The sequence below is a fragment of the Pseudomonas sp. JQ36 genome (assembly GCF_053851495.1).
The window spans coordinates 579,793-598,114 of the sequence record NZ_CM132642.1 but is presented as its reverse complement, the minus strand read 5'-3'; the positions used below and the strand labels follow the sequence as shown (position 1 = coordinate 598,114).

Annotated in this window: 15 protein-coding genes and 4 tRNA genes; 5 read left to right on the top strand and 14 right to left on the bottom strand. The window is 59.6% G+C overall.

Going from position 1 to position 18,322, the window contains the following annotated elements:
* Positions 1–6 precede the first annotated feature (6 nt).
* The 7 genes from ACS4NR_RS02910 to ACS4NR_RS02880 form a co-directional block, all read right to left on the bottom strand.
* On the bottom strand, positions 7–366 hold the full coding sequence (locus ACS4NR_RS02910) for a hypothetical protein (RefSeq protein WP_456019047.1): 360 nt from the start codon (positions 364–366) through the stop codon (positions 7–9).
* Positions 363–5,129 carry an RHS repeat-associated core domain-containing protein gene (locus ACS4NR_RS02905; RefSeq protein ID WP_456019046.1) on the bottom strand — a complete coding sequence of 1,589 codons (4,767 nt, stop codon included), beginning with the start codon at positions 5,127–5,129 and terminating at the stop codon, positions 363–365. Before ACS4NR_RS02905 ends, ACS4NR_RS02910 begins: the two co-directional genes overlap by 4 nt.
* Positions 5,130–5,375: 246 nt before the next feature.
* Positions 5,376–5,774 carry a sel1 repeat family protein gene (locus ACS4NR_RS02900; RefSeq protein WP_456019045.1) on the bottom strand — a complete coding sequence of 133 codons (399 nt, stop codon included), beginning with the start codon at positions 5,772–5,774 and terminating at the stop codon, positions 5,376–5,378.
* Positions 5,775–6,146, bottom strand: a complete 372-nt coding sequence (locus tag ACS4NR_RS02895; RefSeq protein WP_003223109.1) for a hypothetical protein — start codon at positions 6,144–6,146, stop codon at positions 5,775–5,777.
* A complete protein-coding gene (locus tag ACS4NR_RS02890) occupies positions 6,143–6,484 on the bottom strand; it encodes a helix-turn-helix domain-containing protein (protein ID WP_027613366.1) in 342 nt (113 codons plus the stop codon). The genes ACS4NR_RS02895 and ACS4NR_RS02890 overlap by 4 nt, the downstream gene beginning before the upstream one ends.
* Positions 6,485–6,596: 112 nt before the next feature.
* Positions 6,597–7,052, bottom strand: a complete 456-nt coding sequence (locus ACS4NR_RS02885) for a YkvA family protein (protein WP_095139456.1) — start codon at positions 7,050–7,052, stop codon at positions 6,597–6,599.
* Positions 7,053–7,346: 294 nt separating this feature from the next.
* Positions 7,347–8,063, bottom strand: coding sequence for an FKBP-type peptidyl-prolyl cis-trans isomerase (locus ACS4NR_RS02880; protein WP_007950433.1), 717 nt, complete (start codon positions 8,061–8,063; stop codon positions 7,347–7,349).
* Positions 8,064–8,333: 270 nt separating this feature from the next.
* Between ACS4NR_RS02880 and ACS4NR_RS02875 the strand changes: the two genes are divergently transcribed.
* Together ACS4NR_RS02875 and ACS4NR_RS02870 are read left to right on the top strand one after the other, a co-directional pair.
* A complete protein-coding gene (locus ACS4NR_RS02875) occupies positions 8,334–10,142 on the top strand; it encodes a di-heme-cytochrome C peroxidase (RefSeq protein ID WP_456019044.1) in 1,809 nt (602 codons plus the stop codon).
* Entirely contained in the window at positions 10,139–11,305 is a 1,167-nt protein-coding gene (locus ACS4NR_RS02870; protein WP_456019043.1) for a catalase family protein, read from the top strand. The genes ACS4NR_RS02875 and ACS4NR_RS02870 overlap by 4 nt, the downstream gene beginning before the upstream one ends.
* A 197-nt stretch (positions 11,306–11,502) precedes the next feature.
* Here ACS4NR_RS02870 and ACS4NR_RS02865 read toward each other — a convergent pair.
* The 4 genes from ACS4NR_RS02865 to ACS4NR_RS02850 form a co-directional block, all read right to left on the bottom strand.
* Positions 11,503–11,579: transfer RNA gene (locus ACS4NR_RS02865), tRNA-Asp, on the bottom strand.
* A 19-nt stretch (positions 11,580–11,598) separates the two neighbouring features.
* Positions 11,599–11,674 (bottom strand) — tRNA-Val (locus ACS4NR_RS02860).
* 198 nt (positions 11,675–11,872) lie between these two features.
* Positions 11,873–11,949 (bottom strand) — tRNA-Asp (locus ACS4NR_RS02855).
* Between the two features lie 19 nt (positions 11,950–11,968).
* A tRNA-Val gene (locus ACS4NR_RS02850) sits at positions 11,969–12,044 on the bottom strand.
* Positions 12,045–12,203: 159 nt separating this feature from the next.
* Between ACS4NR_RS02850 and rdgC the strand changes: the two genes are divergently transcribed.
* The 3 genes from rdgC (at position 12,204) to sugE (ending at position 14,670) form a co-directional block, all read left to right on the top strand.
* Positions 12,204–13,124 carry a recombination-associated protein RdgC gene (gene rdgC, locus ACS4NR_RS02845; RefSeq protein WP_003223096.1) on the top strand — a complete coding sequence of 307 codons (921 nt, stop codon included), beginning with the start codon at positions 12,204–12,206 and terminating at the stop codon, positions 13,122–13,124.
* 146 nt (positions 13,125–13,270) lie between these two features.
* Positions 13,271–14,236, top strand: coding sequence for a bile acid:sodium symporter family protein (locus tag ACS4NR_RS02840; RefSeq protein WP_456019042.1), 966 nt, complete (start codon positions 13,271–13,273; stop codon positions 14,234–14,236).
* A 119-nt stretch (positions 14,237–14,355) separates the two neighbouring features.
* The gene (sugE, locus tag ACS4NR_RS02835) at positions 14,356–14,670 is read left to right on the top strand and encodes a quaternary ammonium compound efflux SMR transporter SugE (RefSeq protein ID WP_095139452.1); all 315 of its coding nucleotides are present in this window, start codon (positions 14,356–14,358) and stop codon (positions 14,668–14,670) included.
* 97 nt (positions 14,671–14,767) lie between these two features.
* On the opposite strand, the gene ACS4NR_RS02830 is transcribed toward sugE, so the two are convergent.
* From ACS4NR_RS02830 to ACS4NR_RS02820, 3 genes are all read right to left on the bottom strand, one after another.
* Entirely contained in the window at positions 14,768–16,642 is a 1,875-nt protein-coding gene (locus ACS4NR_RS02830; protein WP_456019041.1) for an MFS transporter, read from the bottom strand.
* Positions 16,643–16,739: 97 nt separating this feature from the next.
* Entirely contained in the window at positions 16,740–17,891 is a 1,152-nt protein-coding gene (locus tag ACS4NR_RS02825) for a TDT family transporter (RefSeq protein ID WP_115987173.1), read from the bottom strand.
* A 105-nt stretch (positions 17,892–17,996) separates the two neighbouring features.
* Entirely contained in the window at positions 17,997–18,308 is a 312-nt protein-coding gene (locus ACS4NR_RS02820; RefSeq protein ID WP_456019040.1) for a cupin domain-containing protein, read from the bottom strand.
* Positions 18,309–18,322 lie beyond the last annotated feature (14 nt).

Here is an 18,322-nt window from a genome sequence, read left to right as displayed (position 1 = left end):
TCGTTCTTACCGCATATCTGAATCATCCACGTGATACTTCAATAAACACCTCAACAAAACCTGCATGAACTGACGCTGGTCCTCGACGTCCTCATCAAAATAAGTAGTTATTCTTGTAAATACTTCATCAAAGCTATCACCAGCTTCCAAATAGTACTTTAGTGTGTCAATACACCACTCTCGCTCCTCAAGACTATAATAAAGAAACTCAGGTTTCATAAGAATATCAAACAGTTCAGAAAGCTCTTGCTTGTCATTGACATTCTTCGAGACGATGATTTTTTCACGAGCGTCATCATGAGTATTTTCTATATCAAATAGAAAAAGCAGACCACGTAAAACAAAATATTCAGGCTTACGTTTCAATTCACAAACTCCGTATAAGAGGTTATCGGCTCAGCTGCTCTATTGAGAACTACTACCGCATGTGTTTGCTGTCCATAAATGACTCCCCCTCTTTTGTATCCCTCGCCAACAACTTTCCCCATATTCATAGATTCTTTGGACGCGATTTGACCGTTCCGTCTAAAAATAAGCTGTGCACGATGTATGGCGTTAAGTTGATCTCGATAGCTAAAAAAATGAGTAGCCGCACTGGGTATTTTTGGCTGCCCTGCTCGTCTCCCATTGGTATAAACCTCAATAATTCCAGTTGTTGGATTTCTTCCCGTTAATGAGCGTTCCTGCTGAGAAGCTAGTGTGGTCTGTTTGCCATGTTTTTCTAAGAAGTGTGCATCTTGTATGGCTTTCTCCATTTCATCCAAACGCCGATGAGCATTTTCTTCTGCCACCTCATCAAGCCTCGCCCGCCGCTCCTGCGCTGTCATCTTCGGCAGTGGAGGCGCTCCTTCTTCGACGACTGCACGACCCGCCTCGTACCGCATCGGACGGCGCGGTGTCGGCGGAGGACAGGTGCAGCTCAACCCCAACGGATCCACCCACCCCGTCGGATTCGGCACGTACCGGTACTGATTCAACCCACCTGCGAGCTTCACCGGATCCGGCGTCAGATACCTGCCCAACCTCGGGTCGTAATACCGATGCCGGTTGTAATGCAGCCCGCTTTCCGCATCGAAATACTGCCCTTGAAAGCGCAGCGGCTGATCCAGGTAGTCCTCGCCGGCCAGGGTGATCGCCGCGACTTTGCCGTAGGCGTCGTATTGCGCCGACCAGACGATTTCGCCGCTGTAATCGGTCAGTTCCTGCGGCGTGCCGAGGTGGTCGAGTTGGTAGTAGAACGGGCAGGCCTTTTTCGGGCCTTTGCCGTCGAGCAGCGCCAGCGGGCGGAAGGTGCCGGGTTCGTAGACGTAGCTGCGGTGGTGGGTTTTGCTGCTTTCGGCGACGAGGTGGTCGCCTTGCCAGAAGAACTCGGTGGTCTGGCCGTCGACGGTTTTGCGGATGCGCCGGCCGAAGGCGTCGTATTGGTAGGTCGCGGTTTGGCCGTCGGCGCGGGTCAGGCCGATCAGGCGGTGCTGACAGTCGTAGCGGTATTCGGTGACGAGTTGCTGGTCGCGGCCACGGCGTTCGCGGATCAGGTTGCCGAAGGCGTCGTAGTCGTAGTGCCGGTCGCCCTGCATCAGCAGGCGATTGCCCTTGATCCGGGTCGGGCCGGGACGGTCCTGCATCAGCAGGTTGCCGGCCGGGTCGTGGGCGAAGGATTCGGGCAGTTCGTCGCGCGAGTGACGCACGCGGATCAAGCGGTCGAGGGCGTCGTAACCGTAGGTGCGCTGGCCGTGACGGCTGTCGGCAATGTGCTCGAGGTTGCCGTTGGCGCTGTAGGCGTAATCGCGGCGGTACAGCGATTCGTGCTGATGACCTACAGCGTGGGCGAGTAAACGGCCCTGATCGTCGTAGGCATAATCGCTGTGCAGCAGGCCTTGCTGGCGTTGTTGTTCGCGACCGGACTGATAGACGTGGCGGGTCAGCCGTGTGCCGTTGAGGTCGATAGCCGTCAGCGCGCCGCCCTTGGCGTAGTGGTAATCGAGCTTGCTGTTGTCCGGCAGACGCTGGCGCTTGAGCTGGCCGCAGGCGTCGTAGACATAACGCAGGGTGCCCCAGCCCTGATGCTCGGTGATCAGCCGGTCTTGCAGGTCGTATTCGAAGGCCAGTGGATGTTTCTGACCGTCATCGACCCCGGTCAAACGGCCCAGGCGGTCGTAGGTGTAAGCCACCTCAACCCCGTCGGGCAGGGTTTTCAGCAGCAGACGCCCGGCCGCATCACGCGCGTAAGTGGTGACCAGCGTTGAGCCGTCATCACCGAACTCGGTCTTCTCCAGCAGGTGCCCGTTGCGGTCGTAGGCGTAAGCGGTGCGTCGGCCGTCGAAGCCGGTTTCCTGTCGGATCAGTCCGGTGGGCGTGTAGTCCAGTCGGTACTTTTCCCCGGATTCGTTCTCGATTTCCGTCAGCAGCAGTTGCGCATGGTCGTAGCGATACTGCACCCGCGTGCCGTCGGGATTGATCTTGCGCGAGACCAGGTGCAGGTCGTCGTCATACTCGTAGCGGGTGATGTGGCCGAGCTCGTCGCGTTCGGCAGTGACCTGGCCGTAGGCGCCGTAGCTGTAGGCGCGGGTGGCGCCCGTAGGAAAGGTCGTCTGAATTAGTCGGCCAACAGCGTCCCACTGTTGGCAAGTGATCGCGCCGTGCTCGTCCTGGGTTGTCGTCCGCCGCCCCAGCGCATCGTAGGAAAAACGCCGCACACCACCGTCAGGCAGGGTTTCCTCGATCAGTTGGCCGAGGTCGTTCCACGACAACTTGTGCCGGCTGGTGTCCGGGTAGCGGATCGACAGCAACTGCCCGCGCGTATCGTAGTAGTAATGGGTGACCTGACCGTCGGGATCGACCGCCTCGGTGACATCCCCCTCGGCGTTGCGCCGAAACGTCCAGACCGCCTCGCCGCGAGAACGGCTGTGCAGGAAACCGTTGCGATACTCGTAGGACGTTGGCTCGTCGTCCGGCGGAAGCAGCGCGATCAGCCGTCCGACGTCGTCGTAGCGATACTCGGTAACCGCACCCAGCGCGTCCTGCTCGGCGATCAGCCGGCCCTGATCGTCATAAACCTTGAGGTGCTCACCGCCATCGGCCTCGACCTTGCGCACCAGTCGCGCACTGTCGTCGTGGACGTAGGTTTCTTCGCTGCCATCGACATAGTGCACCGCGACGCTGCCGTCATCGGCCCAGACGTAACGCGTGTCCATCTGCGCGAACGACGCCCAGTGCCGCACGCAGCGCGCTTCTTTGCCGGAACGTTCCCACTCCCAGAAAAAGCTCGCGCCGCCGGTCAGTTGCCGCTGCAGGATGACGTGCTGATCGTCGTAGTCGTAACGCTCGCTGTCACCGACGGCGTTGGTCGCGGCCAACAAACGCTGACGCGCGTCGTAGCAATAACTGACCAGCGTTTGCTCGGTGCACCAGCCATCAGCCTCAAGCACCTGGTAATCAACCGCGACCAGATGCGCCCGGTCATAGCGCAACAACAACGACCGCCCGGCCCCGTTATCCAGGCGCTGCACACGCTCGGAAAAATCGCGATGCACCGTCAGCCGATTACCATACGCATCACTGACCGACACCAACCGCCCGGCACGAAAGTGATAAAACCGCGCCACATCTCCCGCCAGCGCGAGGATCAGTTCCTCCGGCTCATCCCCGAGAAAAATCGCCGCCCGCGACAGGCTGTTGTGAATCGCCGGGCGCTCAACGCTGGGCAACGGAAACCGCGTGCGGCGGTTCTCGTGATCGACCCAGACCACCGCCTCGCCATCGAACTCCAGCCGATGCGCCAGCGAGTGACTCCAGCCAAACCCCAGCCCGACATCGATCTCCACCGCGCTGGTGCGATACAACCGGGTGAACTCGAACGGCAGCAAACCATCCAGTGTGCCGTCGCTCAGGGTCAGCAGTTCTTCGCCGGTGACCATCGACACCGGGCAGCCGTTGGTGCAGGTCAGCGGCGCGCAGTCGGCGCTGTCACCGTTGGGGTTTTGCGCTTGATCGGGAGCGTCGTCGTGATGCTCGTTTTTCTTCAGGGCGGCATTGCGTTTCGCATCCCAGCGCAGTTGCATGCGGCCCTTTTTCACTCCGGCGGCAATGCCCCGCGCGGCGACAGTTTTGTATTGATCGACGTAATGGATGAACGTGTTGACGATGCCGAACATCGCCTTGACCAGGCGCTTCACAACCGAGAGCAACTGGGCGGCGCGATCCGCCAGGCGTAGGGTGAGATAAGCGATTCCTGCGCCAGCCCCGACGAATGTCAACACAACGCCGATCAGCACATCGATCAGCACCTGCACGATCATCATCGACGCCGTTTCAGCGGTTTTGCCGGCGATCTGACTGGGCGGCAGCATCTCCAGCCAGAGACTCGCACTGCGCAGCAGCAAACACAGCGCCGCCTCATCGCTGACCAGCAACTGCAGCTTTTGCATGACATCCGGAGCTGATTCTGCGAGGCGGATCAGATCGACCGCGCCGCTTCCAAGGCGATCGGCAAACGCCCCTGGATCCTGCAGAATCTCCGACAGCATGCCGAGGCTGTCCCACACCCCCTCGATCGCCGCCCAACTCCCGGCGAGCATGCCGTTGCCCACCGCCGTCGCCACCGACTGCGACCACTGCGGCTTGAACCCCTGCCACTCGCTGCGCAGCCAGCCATCCAGCTCGCCGGTCAAGCCGTCGTAGGACTGGAACAGTGCCTCGATCTGCTCCGGGGTAACGTCGCTGTGCACCTGCACGCGATAGAACTTGCCTGGCGTACCGCTGAATGTTCCCCGGCCTAGCGCATCAAGTGCGACGGGGGAGGTTTGGCCATCATCCACCGCGACCACATCCACCACGATGTCGCCCAGCGGAATGTCGTACACCGACTCGAATTTGCTCTCGATCGCCAGCACCCCGTTTTTCGGGCACTGCACGACTCCGGAGGCAAACTCACTGTCGCCCGTGCTGACCGCCGTGACGCGATCACCAAAGCGGATGACCCGCTCCATGCCCATCAGCGACGGCAGATCCGTCGCATGACTGACCTGGTCGGCCGCTCCGCTGAGCCAGTGTTCAAGTTGCTGGCGATAGAGGCTGAGGGTGTCGGGAAAGCTGTCGAGTTCCTGCTCGATACGGCTGACGGCTTCCATCAGCGCACGCAACGATGCGGGGTGGAATGAAAAACCGGGTCAAACATGAGCGTTCCCTCGCGCAAAAATTAGGCGCGGGGACTTTGCGGGGGATCAATCAGGAAAGAAGTCAGGCGAGTAGGCGTTTGCTGTAGGACTAATCTGCAAAAGACCAATTACTACAAAACGTATAGCGATAAACGCAAACGTGGCGTGAGGTTTCCCTCACGCCACGTTTATCGAGCGATACAAAATGATTTACCGGGTTTAATCCCGAGCGCTCAACTCTTTGAGCTTGAGCTCGGCCAACGGGTGACCGGCCTTGGCGGCCAGCGTCCACCAGCGCGCCGCTTCTGCCGGGTCCGGCGCTTTGCTCAGAGTACCGGCCAAGCTGATCACGCCGACTTGATAAGCCGCTTTGCCATCGCCGGCGAGCGCCGCCAGACGCAACAGCCGCACACCCTCTTCACGGGCACCCAGGCCAACCCCGCGAAACGTCAGAATGTGTCCATAAAAGCTTTGCGCGCCGACATCGCCAAGATTGGCCATGCGCGCAAACTGCCCTTCGAGCCAGCGCCAGCCTCTGGGCTGGCGAACAAACCACGACCAGTGAAACAGCCTACGGGCCAACCAGTAACTGGCCGACGCCTTGAGTCGTAAGAACACTCAGGCCTCCGCCGATTCCGGGTACTCGTATTCGAAAACCCTGACCACTTCCGACGCATGCCAGGAGGCAGCCGCAACGCCATCGGACGGCCCGGAAAAGCGTCCAAGACGCTCGACACATTCAAAGAAGCCGGTACGTGGCAAGCGGCTGGCCCCCTGACTGATTACCAGCGAACTGCGCAATGGCTGCTCGGCCTTCGCGTCGAGTGCGGCCAGATGCTCAAGTGCCGCGGTCAGCGTCTGCATCGCCGGCGTCGGCAGTTGCAAACGTTCGAGCAAGGCTCGATAGGTCAACAGATGGCGCTGCCTGCGCGCCTGATCCAGCTCCCCCAGCAATCCGTCCCAATGTTGACGACTGATGCGTACGCTCACGATTCATCCCTCCAACCCGGCACCGTCAGTTCCCAGGCCAGGCTGCGACGAATCGCGGCGTCAGGTTGACGCTCGCCGCTTTCGATCATGGCCAGATAAGACGGGCTGATGCCTACCGTGCGGGCAAGCGCCTCAATGGCGATGCCCTTCCCTTCGCGCAAACTGCGTAGTTGATCCAGACCTGGAAGAATCGGGTCTGGCGTTGCGGCGGCCGGCGCTGGCGCCTGCTGCTGCGGTGTTTCGTTGATGCCTGCTGCTTTCAGTAGAGCCTGATACTGGACCCATGGCAGAACCGCATATTCGGGTTCGCCATCGCGTGCAATTATCTGAATATCCATGACTACCCCGTAGGACAACAACACTTAGCGAGTCGGCACTTTTCCCTAGAAGTGTAATCCTAACAGCGGCCAAGGTCGCGGGGGGTATCTATCTGTCTGCAGGCGAGGTGAATCAGGGCTTTTTCGGGCCCTGAAGCTGAAGTTGCTCGGGGGTATCAGGCAGGCGCTCGACCACTGCGAGTTTTTCCGGCTGCTGGCGGTTGCGCCAGAGGCGGAACGCAGCGAGTTCGTCGTCGAGGGTTTTCATCAGCCAGGCCAGCACAGCGATGTCATCGAGCATACCGAACATCGGGATGAAATCCGGAATCGCATCCACCGGGCTGAGGAAATACATCAGGCCCGCCACCACCGAGACGATGGCCTTCGGGCTGATCGCCCGGTATTCGCCACGCCAGTAAGCCAGGCACAGCGCCTGGAGCAAGCGCAGATCATCCTTGAGTTTGCCAAGACGATTACCCTGCGCGGCACCTTTGCTCGCCACCGCGAACAACAGGGTCGGCAGACGGCCACGCGCCAGCAATCGACCGGCGAGGGGCAGAAATCGGGCGAAATTCCACGGCGCTTTCATCTATTTCTCCCGTTGAAATGTTATCCACACAAATTGTGGATAACCTTGTGAACAGAGCTGCATTTCAGCGCTGCAAGCCCCGTTTTATAAGGGCCGCGCTCAGATCGGGCGTTTTTTACTCACATAAAAAACCCCAATATTTCATTGACTTGGCGGCTCAGGGCGTCTAGCGCTGGCGGCCTCAATCTCTAGGACTGCTGTAAGCGCCATCCGTTCGCTCTGTTTACCGCCAGCATCGTCCAGATGCAACAACGCCCCGCATAAGCGAGGCGTTGTCGTCGAAGCTACAGCCGATTACTTGGCGGCGGCGTCTTCTTTGGCTGGATCCTTGATGGCCAGCAGTTCCAGGTCGAAGACCAGAACCGAGTTGGCCGGGATTGCCGGGCTAGGCGATTGCGCGCCGTAAGCCAGATCGCTAGGGATGTACAGTTTGTACTTCTCGCCAACGTGCATCAGTTGCAGACCTTCAACCCAACCCGGAATCACACCGCTGACCGGCAGATCGATCGGGCTGCCGCGTTCAACGGAGCTGTCGAACACGGTGCCGTTGGTCAGCTTGCCGGTGTAGTGAACAGTCACGACGTCGGTAGGCTTAGGCTGTGGGCCGTCGGCTTTCTTGACCACTTCGTACTGCAGACCGGAAGCAGTAGTGGTCACGCCGGCCTTCTTGCCGTTTTCTTCGAGGAATTTCTTGCCGGCGGCTGCCGACTCTTCGCTCATCTTGGCCATACGCTCTTCAGCACGCTTTTGCAGCGCGGCGAAGGCTTCAACCAATTCTTCGTCTTTCAGCTTCTGTTCTTTCTTGCCAACGGCATCTTCGATGCCCTGGGCTACCGCTTTGGAGTCCAGATCATCCATGCCTTCCTGAGCAAGGCTCTTGCCCATGTTCAGGCCGATACCGTAGGAAGCTTTTTGCGCCGGGGTTTTCAGCTCTACGCTGGTCTGCGAATCACAACCCGCGAGGACCAGGCTAACCAGGGCTACCGCCGCCGCCAACCGATGCTGTTTCATGCTATTTCCTTGTTCATGCGCCGAAAGGGCAATCGAGTAAAGCCGCGAGCTTATCAGGCCGCCACGACCAATGGCTACCGGCATGAGAGCAGGAAATGTCTGATAAGTTCAGGGATTAAAACGCATTCGGGCCAAGGGACGATGAAGCTTCTGTCATCTGGAGCTGACAACGACTGATGAGACTTCCTACGACAGTTGGCGTAATGGCCACTTGCCGCACCAGCAATAGCTGGGGCATAACGAGGCAACAACTCGACAAGGATGTTTATCTTGCGCCTCTTATACCGTGTGCTGGCACTGATCATTGTGCTGCTGGGCCTCGTCCTGGCAGTGGTTCTGTACTACGTCGCCAATCCGAAATTGCCCTTCTATACCCCCGCCCAACAGGTGCATTACCTGCAGCAGTGGAGCGAGGAGGAACGCCAGACCTACTACTTCACCCCGCAAGGCACGCAGGTCAAAGGCCTGCGCTATGAATGGTTCCAGGCGCTGGAACTGCCCTTCTCGCAGCAGCGTTTCGCGTCCCCGGAATACCTCGCACGCTTCGGTTTTCTGGTTGATCCGCAGCAGAAAGCCACGTCGAACAACCCCGGCAACCTGCCCGTCGGCTTCACCCGCCACCCGAATCCCGGCGGCACGGAGCAATATCTCGATATCACCTGCGCCGCCTGTCACACCGGCGAATTACGCTTCAAAGGCCAGGCCGTACGAATTGACGGCGGTTCGGCGCAGCATGTCTTGCCTTCCAGTGTTCCTACATTACGCGGTGGCAGTTTCGGACAGGCATTGGTCGCGAGTCTGGCCTCGACTTACTACAACCCGTGGAAATTCGAGCGCTTCGCCAGAAATGTTCTGGGCGATGAATACGAGGCGCGCCGCGAACAACTGCGCAAAGACTTCAAGCAATCGCTGAACACCTTCCTCACAGTCGCATGGAACGACACGCATCGCGGCCTCTACCCGACCGAAGAAGGCCCGGGGCGCACCGATGCGTTCGGCCGCATCGCCAACGCCACCTTCGGCGACGCGATCTCCCCCGCGAACTACCGCGTGGCCAACGCACCGGTGGACTACCCGCAACTGTGGGACATGTGGACGTTCGACTGGGTGCAGTGGAACGGCTCGGCGCAGCAACCGATGGCGCGCAACATCGGTGAGGCACTGGGGGTCGGCGCCACGCTGAATTTCTTCGACAGCAACGGTCAGCCACTGCAGGGCGATGCGCGTTATGCCTCAAGTGTGCGCGTGCGCGATCTGCATGAAATCGAAGAAACCCTGCAACGCCTGCAACCGCCGGCCTGGCCGGAGGATGTCCTGGGCGCCATCGACAAACCGCTGGCCGCCAAGGGCCGCGCCCTGTTTGAGGAGAACTGCGCCGGTTGCCACGTGCCGCGCAAGACTCAGGAGGGCGAGCGCTGGGTGCAGCATTTGCACATGCTGCCGGTGGAGGTGATCGGCACCGATCCGAATGCCGCGACCAACATTGCCACCCACCGTTTCGACCTGTCTCCGCTGCAATGGGACCTGAAGGAGTTGGAGCAGATGGATGTGAAGTTGCATCCGACGCCCACCGAACCACTGAATCTGAGCCAGTTATCGATCGCCAAGGGCCTGGCCTACGTCACCGCGTTCGTCGAGAACCGCGCCTATCGCGAGGCTGGCGTCACCCCGCAGGAAAAGCCACAACTCGACGGTTTCGGCCTGCCGATCGGCGTGCGCGAAAAGGTCGCGTACAGGGCCAGGCCGCTGGCCGGCATCTGGGCCACCGCGCCGTTTCTGCACAACGGTTCGGTACCGAGTATTTATCAACTGCTGTCACCGCAGGATGAGCGCGCCACGACGTTCTATAAAGGTTCGTTCGAATACGACCCGCGCCATCTGGGGTATCGCACCGAAGCCTTTACTAATGGCTTTCTGTTCGACACGCGGATTAGCGGCAACCACAACAGCGGTCATGAATTCCGCGCCGGCGAGCGCGGCAATGGGGTCATCGGCCGACTGCTGCAACCAGAGGAGCGCTGGGCCTTGCTGGAATACCTGAAAGTACTGGGCGGACCACTGGAGGCGCAATTGCCATGAGGATCGACCCGTATAAAAGACCGTCGATGTTCGCCCGCGTATGGTTGTGGCTGGGGCGCCTGCTAGGCAAAGCCCTGCTGGCATTACTGATTGTCGGCCTGCTGGGCTGGGCCATCGCCAGCGCGTGGTTCGCCTGGCAGCAGGGTGGCCCGGTGTCGGCGCAGGAACAGATTCCCGCCGGTGAAGCGGCGATGACCCAGGACGTGATCCAGACCGCCGTACGCATCGTCGATCAACATCGCGAAAGCACGCGTTATCTGCGCGACGCGCATGCCAAGGCCCATGGTTGCGTGAAAGCCGAAGTGACGGTGCTGCCGGAACTGGCACCAGCGTTGCGCCAAGGGGTGTTCAGCGAACCGGGCAAAACCTGGCAGGCGATGATTCGCCTGTCCAATGGCAACGCCTACCCGCAGTTCGACAGCATCCGCGACGCTCGAGGCATGGCGATCAAGCTGCTGGATGTGCCCGGCAAACCATTGCTCGGCGATCGTCAGCAGCGCCGCGAGCAAGACTTCGTGATGTTCAGCCACCCGAATTTCTTTGTCAGCGATGTCGCCGAGTATCGTCAGAATGTGGCGGCTCAGGCTGATGGCAAAAAGATCATGGCGTTCTTTCCTGGCTGGGATCCGCGCACCTGGCAAATCCGCCACCTGTTCATCGCCTTGGCGACCCTGTCGCCAGCGCCGGACAGCCCGACCGGGACTACGTACTTTTCGGTATCGCCCTACAAGTTCGGTGAGGCCAATGCAAAGTTTCGCGTTGCGCCGGATCCGGACAATTGCCCGGCATATGCCCTGCCCCCGCAAAACCATGACCTGCCGAATTTCCTGCGCAACGCCTTGAACCAGCAACTGTCGGCGGATCGGGTGCCGGCGTGTTTTGTGCTGCAGATTCAGCGTCAGGATGCGAACAAGTACATGCCGATCGAGGACACCAGCATCGAATGGCGCGAGCAGGATTCACCGTTCGAAACCGTGGCGCGGATTACCCTGCCTGCGCAGGACTTCGACACACCGGCATTGAATCTGGCGTGTGACAACCTGTCGTTCAACCCGTGGTTTGGTATCGAAGCGCACCGACCGATTGGCGGGATCAACCGCTTGCGTAAAGCGGTGTATGAGGCGGTGAGCGATTATCGGCATAGCCGCAATGCCGAACAGTGAGAATTCCTCTGTAGGAGCTGTCGAGTGAAACGAGGCTGCGATCTTTTGATCTCTAAAAGCAAGATGAAAAGATCGCAGCGTGCCGCAGCTCCTACAGAGGAGATCGAGTGATTTCACAAATCGCAGACAGCAAAAAGCCCGCACTTGGCGGGCTTTCTGTGGTGACCTGGCGTTCAGTGGGTCCAGGTGACCGAATATGGCGCAGCGGACGGGACTCGAACCCGCGACCCCCGGCGTGACAGGCCGGTATTCTAACCGACTGAACTACCGCTGCGCGAAACGCTTGAAACGAATGGTGGGTGATGACGGGATCGAACCGCCGACATTCTGCTTGTAAGGCAGACGCTCTCCCAGCTGAGCTAATCACCCTTCGCTTCGTTACGGGGCGCATTATGCCACAAGTTTTCGTAATGTGTTGATTTAATTGAAGTTTTTTTCAAAAAATCCGAAAACCGGTGAAACGACACAACCCCGATGGAACAAGGTACAAACTTGAGACAGAAAAAAACCCGCTTCAGCGGGTTTTTCCGTGGTGACCTGGCGTTCAGTGGTCCAAGTTACCGAATATGGCGCAGCGGACGGGACTCGAACCCGCGACCCCCGGCGTGACAGGCCGGTATTCTAACCGACTGAACTACCGCTGCGCTAAACACTTGAAACGAATGGTGGGTGATGACGGGATCGAACCGCCGACATTCTGCTTGTAAGGCAGACGCTCTCCCAGCTGAGCTAATCACCCTTCGCTTCGGTGTGGCGCGCATTCTACGGAGCGCCCCAACCTCTGGCAAGCACTTTTTTAATTAATTTTCTCAGGCCTTCCAAAGGCTTAGAGAAGGGTTGGCCTATGACCCGGCGAAGACAATAATGCCCCCCTTTGTATAAAGGAGAGACTCACCCCATGTGGTTCAAAAACCTGCTTATCTATCGCCTGACCCAAGACCTGCCTGTCGATGCCGAGGCGCTGGAAACTGCACTGGCCACCAAACTGGCGCGTCCATGTGCAAGCCAGGAGTTGACCACCTACGGTTTCGTCGCGCCGTTCGGCAAAGGCGAAGATGCGCCACTGGTGCACGTCAGCGGTGACTTCCTGCTGATCGCTGCGCGTAAAGAAGAACGCATTCTGCCGGGCAGCGTCGTGCGCGACGCGGTCAAGGAAAAGGTCGAAGAGATCGAAGCCGAGCAGATGCGCAAGGTCTATAAGAAGGAACGCGATCAGATCAAGGATGAAATCATCCAGGCGTTCCTGCCGCGCGCCTTTATTCGTCGCTCGTCGACCTTCGCCGCCATCGCGCCGAAACAGGGTCTGATTCTGGTCAACTCGGCCAGCCCGAAACGTGCCGAAGACCTGCTTTCCACAATGCGTGAAGTGCTCGGCACCCTGCCCGTGCGTCCGCTGACCGTGAAAACCGCACCGACCGCGGTGATGACCGAATGGGTCACCACCCAGCAAGCGGCCCCGGACTTCTTCGTGCTGGACGAGTGCGAGTTGCGCGACACCCACGAAGACGGCGGCATCGTGCGTTGCAAGCGTCAGGACCTGACCAGCGAAGAAATCCAGCTGCACCTGAGCACCGGCAAAGTGGTCACCCAATTGTCGCTTGCCTGGCAGGACAAGCTGTCGTTCATGCTTGACGACAAGATGACCGTCAAACGCCTGAAATTCGAAGACCTGCTGCAGGATCAGGCGGAACAGGACGGTGGCGACGAAGCGCTGGGCCAACTGGACGCCAGCTTCACCCTGATGATGCTGACCTTCGGCGACTTCCTGCCGGCACTGGTGGAAGCGTTGGGCGGTGAAGAGACGCCGCAGGGGATCTAAAACCCTTGTGAAATCCCAATGTGGGTGCGGGCTTGCTCGCGAAAGCGGTGTGTCATTCAACATTAACTTGGCTGACCCGCCGCTTTCGCGAGCAAGCCCGCTCCCACAATTGGTTTTGTGGTGTAACTAATAATAAGGATCAGGCCATGCGCGCACTGGCTGCACTGAGCCGCTTTGTCGGCAACACCTTCGCTTACTGGGTTCTGATTTTCGCCGTGATCGCGTTTCTGCAACCGGCGTGGTTCCTCGGCCTCAAGGGCGCGATCGTGCCGCTGCTGGGGCTGGTGATGTTCGGCATGGGCCTGACCCTCAAACTCGATGACTTCGCTGCCGTCGCCCGCCATCCGTGGCGCGTGGCGTTGGGCGTGGTCGCGCATTTCGTGATCATGCCCGGTGTGGCGTGGTTGCTCTGCCAGATTTTCCACCTGCCACCGGAAATCGCGGTCGGAGTGATTCTGGTCGGCTGCTGCCCAAGCGGCACCTCTTCCAACGTCATGACCTGGCTGGCCCGCGGTGATCTGGCGCTGTCGGTGGCGATTGCCGCCGTCACCACCCTCCTCGCCCCGCTGCTGACCCCGGCGCTGATCTGGCTGCTGGCTTCGGCGTGGTTGCCGGTGTCGTTCATGGAATTGTTCTGGTCGATTCTGCAAGTGGTGCTGCTGCCGATCGTGCTCGGCGTGGTCGCGCAACGCGTGCTCGGCGACAAGGTGCGCCACGCGGTGGGAGTGTTGCCGCTGGTGTCGGTGGTCAGCATCGTGATCATCGTCACCGCCGTAGTGGCCGCCAGTCAGACGAAGATCGCCGAATCCGGCCTGCTGATCATGGCCGTGGTGATGCTGCACAACAGCTTCGGGTATTTGCTGGGCTACTTCACCGGACGCCTGTTCAAGTTGCCGTTGGCGCAGCGCAAGTCGCTGGCGCTGGAAGTCGGCATGCAGAACTCGGGGCTGGGCGCCGCGCTGGCCAGTGCGCATTTCTCGCCGCTGGCGGCGGTGCCGAGCGCGTTGTTCAGCGTCTGGCACAATATTTCCGGGGCGCTGCTTTCGACCTGGTTCCGGCGCATGAGCGAGAAACAAGACCGTGAAACGCTGGCACAGCAGCCGGCCGACTGAGCGGGAAACTTGATCCCCGGGTTGATGCTCGGCAGACTGTTGCGCTACGCGGGGACGACCCTGCGGCTCGATCGAGTTATCAATCCGGGGACGGCCCCGTCAATCGATGGAGGTCTCTCATGTCCTGGATCATTCTGTTTTTCGCCGGCCTGTTCGAAGTCGGCTGGGCCGTCGGCCTGAAATACACCGACGGCTTCAGCCGCCCGCTCCCCACTGTCCTGACCGTTGCGGCCATGGCCATCAGCCTTGGCCTGCTGGGTCTGGCAATGAAGGAATTGCCGTTGGGTACAGCTTATGCGATCTGGACCGGGGTCGGTGCCGTGGGCACGGTGATTGCCGGGATCATTCTGTTTGGTGAGTCGATGGCGCTGATTCGGCTGGCCAGTGTGGCGTTGATCGTTACCGGATTAATCGGGCTCAAGGTCAGCGCTTAGGCCACTACCGCTTTCGCGAGCAAGCCCGCTCCCACACTGGAATGCATTTCAAATGTGGGAGCGGGCTTGCTCGCGAAGGGTCCCTTGAAGTCAGCGACTATCTGACTGCCCCGCGCAACGCCCCCACCATCCCCTGCAATTTCGCCGGCTGCGCCGCCTCAACCTCGACCGCCGAACCCGCCACCAACGTCACCCGCGACCACAACCGTTTGAACAAGCCCTTGTTCGGATCGCGACTGAAGAAACTCCCCCACAACCCCTGCAACGCCAGCGGAATCACCGGCACCGGGGTTTCTTCGAGAATCCGCGTCAGCCCGCCCTTGAACTCGTTGATCTCGCCATCGGTGGTCAACTTGCCTTCGGGGAAGATGCACACCAGCTCACCGTCCTTCAGATACTGGGCAATCCGCGTGAAGGCCTTTTCGTAGATCTGGGTGTCTTCGTTGCGTCCGGCAATCGGAATTGTTCCCGCCGTGCGGAAGATAAAGTTCAGCACCGGCAGGTTGTAGATTTTGTAGTACATGACAAAGCGAATCGGCCGACGCACCGCACCGCCAATCAGCAGCGCATCGACGAACGACACGTGGTTGCACACCAGCAGCGCCGCGCCCTCGTCCGGGATCGCCTCAAGGTTGCGGTGCTCGACGCGGTACATGGAATGGCTGAGCAGCCAGATCATGAATCGCATGCTGAACTCGGGGACGATCTTGAAGATGTAGGCGTTGACGCCGATGTTCAGCAGCGACACCACCAGGAACAGCTGCGGAATCGACAGTTCGACCACACTCAGCAACACGATCGAAACGATCGCCGAGACCACCATAAACAGGGCGTTGAGAATGTTGTTGGCGGCAATCACCCGCGCCCGCTCGTTTTCGGCGGTGCGCGACTGGATCAGCGCGTACAGCGGCACGATATAGAAACCGCCAAAAATACCGAGGCCGAGAATGTCGACCAGCACCGCCCAGGTATGCGCAAAGCCCAGCACTTCGGTCCAGCTGTGGCCGGTGACGCTCTCCGGGATTCCGCCGGAATGCCACCACAGCAGCAGGCCAAACACGGTCAGACCGAACGAGCCGAACGGCACCAGACCGATCTCGACCTTGCGTCCGGAAAGCTTCTCGCAAAGCATCGAACCCAGCGCAATCCCCACCGAGAACACCGTGAGAATCAGCGTCACCACGGTTTCGTCGCCGTGCATCCATTCCTTCGCGTAGGCCGGGATCTGCGTCAGGTAAATCGCCCCGACGAACCAGAACCACGAGTTGCCGACAATCGAGCGCGACACCGCAGGCGTCTGGCCCAGCCCGAGCTTCAGCGTGGCCCAGGACTGGCTGAAAATATTCCAGTTCAGGCGCATTTCCGGCGATGCGGCGGCAGCGCGCGGAATGCTGCGACTGGCGAGATAACCCAGCACCGCAATGCCGACAATCGCGATCGACACCAGTGGCGCGTAGTGTGTCGAGGACATGATGATCCCGGCGCCGATGGTCCCGGCGAGAATCGCCAGGAACGTGCCCATCTCCACCAGACCATTGCCGCCGACCAGTTCATCCTCACGCAACGCTTGCGGCAGGATCGAATACTTCACCGGCCCGAACAGCGCCGAATGCGTGCCCATGGCAAACAGCGCCACCAGCATCAGCGACAGGTGATCGAACAGAAAGCCGATCGATCCTACGGCCATGATCGCGATTTCCGCGAGTTTGATCAGACGGATCAGCGCGTCCTTGGCGAATTTTTCCCCGAACTGCCCGGCCAGCGCCGAAAACAGAAAGAACGGCAGGATAAACAGCAGCGCACACAGGTTGACCCAGATCGAACGGTCACCTTCGATGGTCAGCCGATACAGAATGGCGAGGATCAGCGATTGCTTGAACACGTTGTCGTTGAACGCGCCCAGCGACTGCGTGATGAAAAACGGCAGGAAGCGCCGGGTGCGAAGCAGGTTGAACTGTGAGGGGTGACTCATCTTCCGTGTTTCCCTGAGGTCGGTAGAGAATGGCCTGGATCTGCTTATTGGAATCTCGATCGGCGATCCAGGCCACACCTTACCTAAACTTTTCAGGTTATTGCTTCAAACCTGCAATACACGGCGAGACAAACAACTCCCCGCGCCACGCGCCTTGCACGGTGCGTTTACCGACGATCAGCCACATCACCGCCAACAGGCTCACCAGCATGCAGCCGACCACGCTGAAAAAACCGAGGTTCAGCGTGCTGGCGAGCTTGAGGGTCGCCAGCGAATACACGCCCAGCGGGAAGGTGAACCCCCACCAGCCGAGGTTGAACGGAATGCCGTCACGCAGATAACGCGCGGTAATCAGCAGCGCCATCAACATCCACCACAGGCCGAAGCCCCACAGGGTGATGCCGGCGACCAGCCCGAGGCCCGCAGCGATTTCACCGATGCCTGGCAGGCCGTTGGCGGCGAAGATCGTCGGTGCATCAGCGCCCAGCAGCAACATGCCCAACGCACCGGTACCGATCGGGCCGAGGGCCAGCCAGCTTGAGGCGGCCATGTTTTCGTGGGGCAGTTTATGCAGGGCCATGCGCAGCAGCAGGATGGTCAGAATGCTGAACGCCACCGGCAGGGAAAATGCCCAGAGCACGTAGCTGGTGGTCAGCACCACCAGTTGTGCATGGGCATCAGCCAGATGCGGCGCGAGCAAGCCACCGCTGGCCGCTGCCACTTCCGCTGCAACTACCGGCAACAGCCAGACCGCGGTCATCTGGTCGATGCTGTGTTCCTGGCGGGTAAACATCATGTAGGGGATCAACACGCCGCAGGCCAGCGACATCGCCACGTCGAGCCACCACAGTACTTCGGCAAGATGAATCACCCCCTCGCCCCAGCGTGGCAGACCGAACAGCAGAAAGCCGTTGATGATGGTCGCCAGGCCCATGGGAATGGTGCCGAAGAACATCGATACGGTGGAGTGACCGAAGATCCGCCGCGCTTCATCGAAGAATAAAATCCAGCGCGCGGCATAAGCGAAGGTAAACAGGGTGAACAACAGAATGTTGAACAGCCACAAACCTTCGGCCACGGCGTGCAACCCGGGGATCGCCACCGGCAATTGCGCCAACGCCAGGGCCAGCACGCCGGTGCCCATGGTCGCGGCGAACCAGTTCGGGGTGAATTGACGAATTACTTCACGCGGATGCTGAAGCTGGCTGAACGGTTTGATGCCGGGTTTGGCAATGTTGGGGCAAGTCATCATGAACTCCTGTCCTCTGGTGAGGTTGAGTCCATGGTAGAACCGAATCGAATATCTATATAACGGGTAATTTCTCTATCTGTTATCTACTTAACAGATAAGCGGTCAAACACTGCCTTCGCTCTCGACCACCAGAATCCGCGCCGTGCCCTTCGGATGCGCCACGTGCTCGGTGCCGACCGAGGCGTAGAAGATATCGCCAACCTCAAGCAGCACCTGCTTTTCTTCACCCTGTTCGCGATAGCGCATCTGCACCTGACCATCGAGCACCACGAACACTTCTTCACCATCGTTGACGTGCCATTTGTACGGCTGATCAGTCCAGTGCAGGCGCGTGGTGATGCCGTTCATGTTGGCGATGTCCAGCGCACCCCAGGCACGCTCGGCGGTGAACGACTTGCTGCGGATAATCTTCATCGGTCGATCCGTGA